Origin of the sequence: Amycolatopsis sp. NPDC102389, from assembly GCF_044765885.1 — a bacterium.
GTDB lineage: Bacteria > Actinomycetota > Actinomycetes > Mycobacteriales > Pseudonocardiaceae > Amycolatopsis.
The window spans coordinates 1-10,092 of the sequence record NZ_JBIWKX010000013.1; the positions used below are offsets into that span (position 1 = coordinate 1).

The window sequence follows — 10,092 nt, forward strand, 5'->3', positions numbered from 1 at the left end:
ACACCAACGGCCTGCTCCGCCAATACTTCCCCAAAGGCACCGACCTCTCAGTCCACAGCCCCGAACATCTCGCCAGGGTGGCCGCCGAACTCAACGGCCGTCCCCGCAAAACACTGGACTGGCTTACACCCCAAGAAAAACTCAACATGCTACTGTCCTAAATGGAGCATGTTGCAACGACCGCATGAATCCGCCCCTCCTTCGCTACCTTCAGGGTAGGGAAGGAGGCCTTCACGGACTTCCGGCGAGGCTGCGCGGTCGAGAGCTGCGAGTTCCCTGGAAGGGACCGGTCCGTGAAGGGCCCCTTCAGGGATCCAGAGTCCCTCAAGGAGGCCTTCACGGACTTGCGCCCGGCTCCAAACTGTATAACGACCTATACCACCCGGCGAAAGTGTTGTTGCCGCGCAGCGGCAACAACACAAAAGAACGCTCAGGAAGCCTGCCACCCGCTCCAAGAGTGAACGAGGGTGCTCACCACTGCATGCGGAGCGGGCTGCGCCTCGTACTGCGGATACTTCTCCCGGAGCAGGCGTACCGGCAGCGCCTGCTCGTCAGGGTCGGTCAGCACCCGGGCGACACCGTCCGCCCGCGCCCACCACAGCCCGGCCCAGTCCTCGCCGTAGCGGTCGGTCAGAAAACTGACGGCGGGGTTCTCCGCGATGTTCTTCAGCCGCCGCAACGCCGTCGTGCTCTTCGGTTTGTGATCGATCGCGAAGGCCACCGAGTCGCCTTCGACGACGAACGTCACCGGCACCAGATGCGGCACGCCGTCCGAACCGGCCGTCGCCAGTCTCGCGATCCGCTCGCCTTCGAACCGTGACCGGGCTTCGGCAGGCGTCATCCGCATACCCGCGACGGTACCTAGCCCGAGCGGCGCACGCGGAGCACGTTGTCCGAACGCGTCCCGTGCTGTCCTTCCGGACCCGGGAAGTCGTGCTTGATCAGCTCCTGCCGCTCCACGGTCCATTCGCCGTCGGCCAAGGCCAGTGTTTCGAGGACCTCGGCGGTCGTCGGGAAGTGGACGTCCTTGTGCGGCGGCTCTTCCATCCACGTCGGCCAGCCCGCGTGGCCGGCGACCACCAGGGTTCCGCCCGGCGCGACGGCTTCGGCGGCGCGGCGGAGCGCCTTGTCCCGCTCGCCGTCCTCCGCGACGGGGGAGTGGAAGAACTGCGCGGAAACGAGGTCGAAACGGCCTTCCGGGAACGACTTCGACAGGTCGTGGCGCTCCCAGGTGATGCCCTCGACGCCGGCCTCGGCCGCGTGGGCGGCGGCGCGCTCGAGTGCGACGTCGGAGATGTCGACGGCGGTGACGCGCCAGCCCTGCTGCGTGAGCCAGATGGCGTCGCCGCCTTCGCCGCATCCGAGATCGAGTGCGGTGCCCGGGGTGAGGGCGGCGACCTCGTTCACCAGGATCGGGTTCGCCTTCCCGCTCCAGACCTGGTCCTTGTCCCGGTAGAAGTCTTCCCAGAACTGCTGTGTCGAATCCATGACCGCAAGATGCCTCCGGTCCGGCCGTCTTCGCAAGTTCCGTTGCCGTTATGGCAAAATCTGGAGCGTCCCCGCGTCGGCGTCGAGGGTGGCCCGCGCCCCGAGGGGGATGGTCGGCGACGCAGGGACGTGCCCGACGCCGAAGTCCCACGCGATGGGCACGCCGAGCGGTCCGAGCCGGTCGAGCATCAGAGCGCGGATCGCCTCGGGATCACCGCAGGACTTCCACGAACCCAGCACGAACCCCCGGACGCCGTCGAGCCAGCCGGAACGCAGCAACTGGGTCAGCATCCGGTCGATCCGGTAGACGCTCTCGGTGACGTCCTCCAGCAGCACGATCGTCTCGCGCGCCGAGTCCTGTTCCGGCGTGCCGAGGCCGGACGCCAGCAGGGCGAGGTTGCCGCCGATGAGCGTCCCCGTCGCCAGGCCGGGCACCAAGGGCGACGATGTCGGCGAGGTGATCAGCCGCGCGCTGTCCGGTTCGAACAGCGACAGCCGCAGGTGTTCGGCGGCCACGGCGTCGAACAGGGTGGTCGCGGGCATGGGGGAGAACAGCGTCTCCAGTCCCAAGTGGACGTTCACCGCCCGGTGCAGCGCGGTGACGTCGCTCGACCCGGCGAACATCTTGGGCCCGGCCGCCTTCAGCGCCGCCCAGTCGATCAGATCGAGCATCCGCTGCGAGCCGTAGCCGCCGCGGGCGGCGAGGACGCAGGTCACTCCCGGGTCCAGCCAGGCCCGCGTGAACTCGGCGGCCCGCGCCTCGTCGGAGGCCGACAGGTAGCCGTCGGAGGAAGCGCGGACGCACTCGCCGACGTGGATCTCGACGCCCCAGCCGCGGAGCACCGGTAGCGCCTTCTCGACGAGGTCCTGCGGAACCGGGCCCGCCGGGGCGACCAAGGCGATCGTGTCGCCCGGTCGCGTCTTCGGTGGCCTCACCGGCTCAGCCGGAGCTTCGGCACGCCTGGCGTCTCGAAGCCGAAGACCTGACCGTAGAACGACAACTCCGCTTCGAGCGCGGCCACGATCGTCTCCGCCTTCCGGAACCCGTGCTGCTCGCCTTCGAACCTCAGGTAGGCGTGTTCGATCCCGCGCCCGGCCAAGCCGGCCACGAACCGGTCCGCCTGCTCGGGCGGGCAGATCTCGTCCTCCAGACCCTGCAGGAACAGCAGGGGACCGGCGAGGGTGCCCGCGTTGTTGATGGGCGACCGGTCCCGGTAGCGCTGCTCGGCTTCCGGCAACGGCCCGATCAACCCGTCGAGGTAGCGGGACTCGAAGTCGTGCGTCTCGCCGCCGTCACCGGTCCACTGAGTGAGGTCGAGGATCGGGTACATCACGGTGCCGGCGCGGTAGGTCGTCGTGGTGGTCAGCGAAGCGGCGGAGGTGTACCCGCCCGCGCTGCCGCCGCGGATCGCCAGCCTGTCGCCGTCGACGGTGCCTTCCGCGGCCAGGGCTTCGGCCACGGTGACACAGTCGGCGACGTCGACGACGCCCCACTGCTCCCGCAGCCGTTCGCGATAGGCGCGCCCATAGCCGGTCGAACCGCCGTAGTTCACCGTGACGACGGCGATCCCGCGGCTGGTGAAGTAGGCGATCTCGTGATCGAGCACCGCGCTGTCCCGGCCGGTCGGCCCGCCGTGCGGATACACGAACAGCGGTGGCAGTTCCCCGTCCGGCGCGGCGAAGCCGGGGTTCGCGGGGAGGTAGAGGAAGGCCGGGATCCGGTCGCCGTCGTCGGTCTTGAAGATCCGCTCCACGGGCGTCGACAGGTAGGCGGGCGAAGTCGGTCCGGGTGCCGAAGCGAGTTCGGTCACCGTCTCGCCGGCGAGGTCGACCTTCACGACGGCGGCTTCGCGCTTCGGGCCCGCCGCGACGCCGACGACGCTGCCTTCATGGACGGCCAAGCCGTTGGTGGACCACGAGGTCAGGTCGGCGGCGGCCGGCACCGGGGTCAGCTCCCGCGTCGCCTCGTCGAGGATCGCGAGCTTGCCCGAGGCGATGACGGCGAACCGGCCGTCTCCGAGCGGCGTGAACCAGCGGGCGCCGAGTTTCCACTGCGCACCACCGATCTCCTGCTCGGCCGGGGCGAGATTCGTGATTCCGCCGTCGAGCCCGACCCGGTGCAGATTCCACCAGCCGTGCGGGTCGAGCAAGGCCAGCAGGCTGTCCGCCGACTCCCATTCGACCTGGCAGACGGAGATGTCGGCCGCGCCGGCGAGCACGCGGTGCGGCCCGAAGGTCCCGTCCTCGCGGAGTTCGGCGACGCACAGTTCGGTGCCGTCCCAAGGCATCGCGGGATGGTTCCAGCCGATCCACGCCGCACGCGTTCCGTCGGGCGAAAGCTGCGGTGCGGTGAGGAAGTGGTGACTGGCCGTCAGAACGCGTTCCGGGCCGCCGTCGAGGGGAACCGCGATGAGGTCCCGGGCGATGTCGACGCGCCGGGGGCCGGTGCTGCGCTCGCGGACCAGCCACACTTCGCCGGTCCGGCCGGGCCGGAGGTCGCTGTAGCGGATCTGGTGCCGGGTCACCGGTTCAGGGGTCAGCGGCGTCGTCTCGCCGGTGGTCAGGTCGCGACGGTAGACGCGCTGATCCGTCCAGTGGGTGAAGACGAGGACGTCGCCGAGGACGAGCCACGGACGGCCGCCGTACTCGTGGACCCGGTTCCGGACGTTCCACGGAGCGGGAAGAACGTCTTCGACCGTGCCGTCGGCGCGGGACCGCACGAGGGTCACGCGGCCGCCCTCACCCGTTCTCGCTTCGGCCCACCAGACCTCGTTTCCCGCCGTTCCGAGCCATTGCGCGCTGACTCCCGAGGCCGCGACGTCGGCGGCCGACAGGGGAGACGTCCAGGTGCCGTAAGGGGCGATCTCAACCACGGTTGAAGACTAGGAGCGACCCTTTGCCCGCGCCGGTCCGGGGCACAGCTCCTACCGCCGGTTTTGTCGAGCGGTTTCGCCCTCGGCGGAACCGTGGGGCGGCGGATGCCGATCATGGGGCCGTGGCCTAGGGTCAAAGGTGCCATGTCTCGCGTAATCCACGTCTTCCGCCAGCCCGACCGGTTCGTCGCAGGAACCGTCGGTGAGCCCGGCGACCGCACGTTCTACCTCCAGGCGTCCGAGGACGTCCGCACGATCAGTGTGACGATCGAAAAACAGCAGGTCGTGGTCTTGGCCGAGAGGCTCAGCTCGCTGCTGGAAGAGGTCGCCAGCCGGTTCGGCGCGGACGTTCCGGACGACGCGCCCGACGAGCTCCTCGACGTCGACCCCCTGACCGTTCCGGTCGAGGAGGAGTTCCGCGTCGGCACGATGGGGCTCGGCTGGGACGCCGAGAGCAGCGCCGTCGTCATCGAACTGCTCGCGATGACGGAGGGCGAGGTGGATGAAACGGTCGTTCTGGACGACACCGAAGAGGGGCCGGACGCCGTCCGCGTCTTCCTGACCCCTGGCGCGGCTCGCGCTTTCGCGGAGCGAGCGGACAGGGTGGTCAACGCCGGCCGCAAGCCGTGCCCGCTGTGCGCGGAACCGCTCGACCCGGCGGGTCACATCTGCCCGCGCCAGAACGGGTACCGGCGCGACGTCGACGTCCTCGAGGACTGACCGGGTGGAGGAGACTTCGCGGGACCTGGTGACGCGCGGCAAGATCGACGTCGAAGGCAGGCTCGTCGACGCCTCCAACGTCACGCTCTTCTGCACGATCGAACTCGACGGCGTCACCGGCAACGTCGTCTACAAGCCCGTTTCCGGTGAACGGCCGCTGTGGGACTTCCCGGACGGGACGCTCGCCGGCCGCGAGGTCGCGACGGCCATGATCGCCGACGCCTCCGGGCTCGGCGCGATCCCGCCCACGGTGCTGCGCGACGGTCCGTTCGGGCCCGGCATGGTGCAGCTGTGGATCGAGACCACCGACGAGGAACTGGTCGACGTCCGGTCCCCGGACAACTTGCCGGACGACTGGCGTGTCGTCCTGCACGCGCACGATCGCGACGGCGAACCCGCGGTCCTCGCGCACGCGAACCGGCAGGGGATGCGGGAACTCGCCCTGCTCGACATCGTGGTCAACAACACCGACCGCAAGGGCGGCCACGTGCTCGCCGGCGCCGACGGCCGCGTCTACGGCGTGGACCACGGGATCTGCCTGCACACCGACCCGAAGCTGAGGACGGTGCTCTGGGGCTGGATCGGCGAGCGGCTGACCGAAGACGAGGTCGGCAAGCTGCGCGGCCTGCGCGAGCGGCTGGACGGCGAACTCGGTGACGCGCTCGGCGAGCACCTCACCGGGTTCGAGATCCGCGCGCTGGCCGAGCGCACCGAACTGCTCCTGGCGGAGGGTGTCTTCCCGGAGCCGGGCGACGACTGGCGCGCCATCCCGTGGCCGCTGTTCTGATCGACGACCAGGCGCGTGCGCGGCTGATCAAGCGGTTCGGCGAAGACATCACGACGTGGTGCGACGAACTGCCCGCGCTCGTGGCGCGGCTGGCGGCGCGGTGGGGGCTCACCGTCGTCGACGCGAAACCGGGTAACACCGGCCGGACCCTGATCTGTGCGGGGGACGCCGGCGCGAAGAAGGTCCTCAAGCTGACGCCGGACCACACGATCGCCGCGTCCGAGGCCGCCGCGCTACGGGCGTGGGACGGCTGCTCGCGGGTCGCGCAGGTGCTGGACACCGAACTCGCCGACGGGGCGATCCTGCTGGAAGGCATCGATCCGGGCACGCAGCTGCTGGAGGCGGGGGCGAACGTCCCATGGGCCGAGGTCGGCGACCTGCTGACCCAGATCCACGCGGTGACCCCGCCGCCGGATTTCTCGCCGCTGGAAGATCGCGTCGTCTTCATGTACCGCCTCGCCGAGCGTGGGTTACGGGGTTCGGTGGCCGAGGCGACGCTCTCGCTGGAGACCCTCGATCGCGCGAGGCTGCGGGCACTCGCACTCGCGACCGGCGGGGGAGGGAACGCGATCGTGCACGGCGATCTGCATCCGGGCAACGTCCTCGACGGCGGGCCCGGGCGGGGCGCGGTCGCGATCGACCCGCGTCCGAGCGTCGGCGATCCCTCCTTCGATCTGGCCGACTGGGTCACCTTGCCGATGCGCGAAGGGGGAACGCTCGAAGACGGCTTCGACGCGATCGCGCCGTATCTGCCGGGTTTCGACGCCGGACGAGTGCGCGCGTGGTGCGTCGCGCTCGCGCCGCTGTTCGTGATGCGCCCGCTGGAGAGGGGCGAGCGGACCCCCTTCGTCGACACCATGCTGCGGATGGCCGCCTGACCGGCGTGGCGGGGAGACGCCGACGCCGGGCACCGCTAGCGTCGACCGCCGTGCGCTCCCATTCGTACGACGACGTGCTGTCCGGCCCGCGCAAGCGGAAGATCCCCGAGGTGCCCGCGGAACCGGGACTCGTGGTCGAAGACCCGGCCAGCGGCTACTGCGGTGCCGTGGTGAAGATCGAGTACGGCAACGTCGTCCTCGAAGACCGGCACGGCAAGCACCGCGTGTTCCCGCTGAACCCCGCGGGTTTCCTGCTGGAGGGCAAACCGGTCACGCTGGTGCCGGCGAAGGCCGCCCCGAAAGCCCCGGCTCGCCGGATCTCCGCGTCCGGGTCGGTCCAGGTCCAGGGACTCAAGGCCCGGGTCGCCCGCGATTCGCGGATCTGGGTGGAGGGCAAACACGACGCCGAACTCGTCGAACGGGTCTGGGGACACGACCTGCGCGTGGAAGGCGTGGTGGTCGAACCACTCGATGGTGTGGACGTGCTGTCCGACCGCATCGACGAGTTCGGCACCGGCCCCGGCCGCCGCCTCGGCGTGCTGGTCGACCACCTGGTCGCGGGCAGCAAGGAGTCGCGGATCGTCGGCGCGATCCGCGACGAGAACGTACTGGTCACCGGACATCCGTACATCGACATCTGGGAGGCCGTGAAGCCGTCGGTGGTCGGTATCCGCGCGTGGCCGAAGATCCCGCGTGGCACGGAGTGGAAGCAGGGTGTCTGCGACGCGCTCGGCTGGGGCGAGCCATGGGAGGGCTGGCAGCGGATCCTGACTGCGGTCGGCAGCTACCGGGATTTGGAAACGCCGCTGATCGGAGCGGTGGAACGGCTCATCGACTTCGTCTCCGACCCGGGCGAAGAGTCCTGAATGACCGGTTTGGGCGAGGTCACTCAAGGTCACGCGTCGGTCACGTCGGTTTCGCTTCTCCGGTATGGAACGGCGCGATCTGGGAGCATGAACGCATGACAGGCGCTCTCATCTGGCTGATCGCCGGCATCCTCTTGATCATCGCCGAGCTGCTCTCGGGTGATCTGTTCCTGCTCATGGTCGGTGTCGGGGCCCTGTTCGGTGCGGGCTCGGCGGCCTTGACCGGGAACCCGTTCATCGATGTCGCGGTGTTCGCCGTCGTTTCGGTCGGGATGCTCGCGCTCGTCCGGCCCACCCTCAAACGCCGGTTCCTCTCGGGGCCGGACATCAAGACCAACACCGACGCGCTGATCGGCGCGCGAGCGGTAGTAGTGTCCACAGTGGACGTCGAAAGCGGCCAGGTGAAGCTGGCGGGCGACGTCTGGTCGGCACGATGCATGACCGACGGGGAACCGATCGCCCCGGGGACATCGGTGACGGTGGTCGAGATCTCGGGCGCCACGGCGGTCGTTTCGGCCGCGCTGTGAGCCGGACAGGTTTCTACGTAAGGGGAAGGTAGTTGTCAGAGACAGTGGTGTTCATCGTCGTCGGACTGCTCGCGTTGTTCGTGGTCGTCGTCGTGGTCAAGGCGATCATGGTGGTGCCGCAGGCGCAGTCGGCCGTGATCGAACGGCTGGGCCGGTTCCGGACGGTGGCTTCTCCCGGCCTGACGTTTCTGGTGCCCTTCCTGGACAAGGTGCGGGCGCGGATCGACCTTCGTGAACAGGTCGTCTCCTTCCCGCCCCAGCCCGTGATCACCGAGGACAACTTGACCGTGTCCATCGACACGGTCGTGTACTTCCAGGTCACCGACTCGCGCGCCGCGGTGTACGAGATCTCGAACTACATCGTCGGTGTCGAGCAGCTGACCACCACGACGCTGCGAAACGTCGTCGGTGGCATGAGCCTCGAGCAGACGCTGACCTCGCGTGACTCGATCAACAGCCAGCTGCGCGGGGTGCTCGACGAGGCCACCGGCCGCTGGGGCATCCGCGTCGCCCGGGTCGAGCTGAAGGCGATCGACCCGCCGCCCTCCATCCAGGATTCGATGGAGAAGCAGATGCGCGCCGACCGTGAGAAGCGCGCGATGATCCTGACCGCCGAAGGTCAGCGTGAATCGGCCATCAAGACCGCGGAAGGTCAGAAGCAGAGCCAGATCCTCGCGGCCGAAGGCGCCAAGCAGGCCGCGATCCTGAGCGCGGAGGCCGAGCGGCAGTCGCGGATCCTGCGGGCGCAGGGTGAACGTGCCGCCCGGTACCTGCAGGCGCAGGGGCAGGCGAAGGCCATCGAGAAGGTCTTCGCGGCGATCAAGGCCGGGCGCCCGACGCCCGAGGTCCTGGCGTACCAGTACCTGCAGACCCTGCCGCAGCTCGCGCAGGGCGACGCGAACAAGGTCTGGATGATCCCGAGCGACTACGGCAAGGCCCTGGAGGGCTTCGCCCGCGCGCTCGGCGCCCCCGGCGACGACGGCGTGTTCCGTTACGAGCCGCCGAAGGAGGAGCCGGTCGAGAAGCCGGATCTGGAGGACGAAGAGGTCCAGGGCTGGTTCGACACCTCCAGCGACCCGAAGGTCGCCGAGGCCGTCGCGGCCGCGGAAGCCGTGGCGCGTAAGGAAGTTCCGGCGCTGGGTGTCGCGACGCCGCGGCAGGAGCCGCCCGCTCCGCGTCAGGTCCCGAAGGCCGCGCCGGCTCCCGAGCCGGAGGCCGCTCCGGAGTCCCCGCAGGTTCCGCCGCCGTCCCGGTTGCCGCAGCCGCAGCCGCCCGCGGGTCCGCAGGGCGGCCCGTACCAGGGTCCGCCGTCGCAGGGGCCGGGTAGTGGCCCGTTCCCGCAGCAGGGTCCGTTCGGTGGTCCGCAGGGTGGTCCGCCGCAGCGCTGAGTCTCTTGAAGTAGTCGGAGGGCCGTCCCGTTCGGGGCGGCCCTCCTTCGTGTTCCTCACGGGTTTCAGCGCCTGAAAGTCGTCTAGCGGGCTCTCCAACGAGGCTTGCACGTTTCTTGACTGTCCATAAGGGACACAGGTCTAGATTCGAGCGTCCGATTCGAGTGCTTTGTGCGGCTTTGCGGGCGGGTCGTGAGTGGCAAAGGGCGTTCTATTGAGGGGTAAGTCGAATATGGCGTGCCGCGCACTCTTTACAGCCTGGGTCCGCGCCGACCGACGAGGGTCGACCGCGTTACGAATGTCCACAAGGGACACTTTTCAAGCCGCCAGTGTCCGATTTGGGTAGTATGCACGGTGTCACAAGTGGGTCGTGAGTGACAAAGAGGGTTCTATTTAGAGCCGAAGGTCAAACGTGGCGTGTTCTCGGGCGGGCCGATGGTGGGATGAAGGCTCCCTTCGCCGCGTCTAATGCGGTGAAAGGAGCCTTCGGCCCTGGTCGAGCTCTGGTCGTGGGGGGGGGGGGGGGGGGGTGGTGGGGGACGCAAACAACCCCCAAACCCCCCCC

At 69.2% G+C, this 10,092-nt stretch carries 11 protein-coding genes; 7 read left to right on the forward strand and 4 right to left on the reverse strand.

Annotation, left to right across the window (positions count from 1 at the left end):
• A partial coding sequence (locus ACIRGA_RS14105; RefSeq protein ID WP_400941080.1) for a transposase occupies positions 1 to 161 on the forward strand: 161 nt, incomplete at its 5' end.
• Between the two features lie 269 nt (positions 162 to 430).
• Here the strand turns inward: ACIRGA_RS14105 and ACIRGA_RS14110 are convergent.
• The 4 genes from ACIRGA_RS14110 to ACIRGA_RS14125 are packed head-to-tail and all read right to left on the reverse strand — an operon-like array spanning position 431 to position 4,361.
• Entirely contained in the window at positions 431 to 847 is a 417-nt protein-coding gene (locus tag ACIRGA_RS14110; protein ID WP_400940698.1) for a TIGR03668 family PPOX class F420-dependent oxidoreductase, read from the reverse strand.
• Between the two features lie 14 nt (positions 848 to 861).
• On the reverse strand, positions 862 to 1,488 hold the full coding sequence (locus ACIRGA_RS14115) for a class I SAM-dependent methyltransferase (RefSeq protein WP_400940701.1): 627 nt from the start codon (positions 1,486 to 1,488) through the stop codon (positions 862 to 864).
• Positions 1,489 to 1,536: 48 nt separating this feature from the next.
• Entirely contained in the window at positions 1,537 to 2,424 is an 888-nt protein-coding gene (locus tag ACIRGA_RS14120) for an LD-carboxypeptidase (RefSeq protein ID WP_400940702.1), read from the reverse strand.
• A complete protein-coding gene (locus ACIRGA_RS14125) occupies positions 2,421 to 4,361 on the reverse strand; it encodes a S9 family peptidase (RefSeq protein ID WP_400940705.1) in 1,941 nt (646 codons plus the stop codon). The genes ACIRGA_RS14120 and ACIRGA_RS14125 overlap by 4 nt, the downstream gene beginning before the upstream one ends.
• Before the next feature lie 144 nt (positions 4,362 to 4,505).
• Between ACIRGA_RS14125 and ACIRGA_RS14130 the strand changes: the two genes are divergently transcribed.
• From ACIRGA_RS14130 to ACIRGA_RS14155, 6 genes are all read left to right on the forward strand, one after another.
• Entirely contained in the window at positions 4,506 to 5,081 is a 576-nt protein-coding gene (locus ACIRGA_RS14130) for a DUF3090 domain-containing protein (protein ID WP_400940708.1), read from the forward strand.
• Positions 5,082 to 5,085: 4 nt separating this feature from the next.
• Positions 5,086 to 5,868, forward strand: a complete 783-nt coding sequence (locus tag ACIRGA_RS14135; RefSeq protein WP_400940711.1) for an SCO1664 family protein — start codon at positions 5,086 to 5,088, stop codon at positions 5,866 to 5,868.
• The gene (locus ACIRGA_RS14140) at positions 5,853 to 6,746 is read left to right on the forward strand and encodes an aminoglycoside phosphotransferase family protein (protein WP_400940714.1); all 894 of its coding nucleotides are present in this window, start codon (positions 5,853 to 5,855) and stop codon (positions 6,744 to 6,746) included. Before ACIRGA_RS14135 ends, ACIRGA_RS14140 begins: the two co-directional genes overlap by 16 nt.
• Before the next feature lie 50 nt (positions 6,747 to 6,796).
• The gene (locus ACIRGA_RS14145; protein ID WP_400940717.1) at positions 6,797 to 7,612 is read left to right on the forward strand and encodes a DUF3097 domain-containing protein; all 816 of its coding nucleotides are present in this window, start codon (positions 6,797 to 6,799) and stop codon (positions 7,610 to 7,612) included.
• Positions 7,613 to 7,707: 95 nt separating this feature from the next.
• Complete coding sequence (locus tag ACIRGA_RS14150; protein ID WP_400940720.1) at positions 7,708 to 8,139, forward strand: NfeD family protein; 432 nt, start codon at positions 7,708 to 7,710, stop codon at positions 8,137 to 8,139.
• A 44-nt stretch (positions 8,140 to 8,183) separates the two neighbouring features.
• Positions 8,184 to 9,527: an SPFH domain-containing protein gene (locus tag ACIRGA_RS14155; RefSeq protein WP_400941082.1), complete on the forward strand. Its 1,344-nt coding sequence runs from the start codon at positions 8,184 to 8,186 to the stop codon at positions 9,525 to 9,527.
• The last annotated feature ends 565 nt before the right edge of the window (positions 9,528 to 10,092 follow it).

Excerpts from the sequence above, each read along its gene's own strand:
- ACIRGA_RS14110 (WP_400940698.1), bottom strand. The coding sequence starts at position 847 with ATGCGGATGACGCCTGCCGAAGCCCGGTCACGGTTCGAAGGCGAGCGG.
- ACIRGA_RS14115 (WP_400940701.1), bottom strand. The coding sequence starts at position 1,488 with ATGGATTCGACACAGCAGTTCTGGGAAGACTTCTACCGGGACAAGGAC.
- ACIRGA_RS14130 (WP_400940708.1), top strand. The coding sequence starts at position 4,506 with ATGTCTCGCGTAATCCACGTCTTCCGCCAGCCCGACCGGTTCGTCGCA.
- ACIRGA_RS14150 (WP_400940720.1), top strand. The coding sequence starts at position 7,708 with ATGACAGGCGCTCTCATCTGGCTGATCGCCGGCATCCTCTTGATCATC.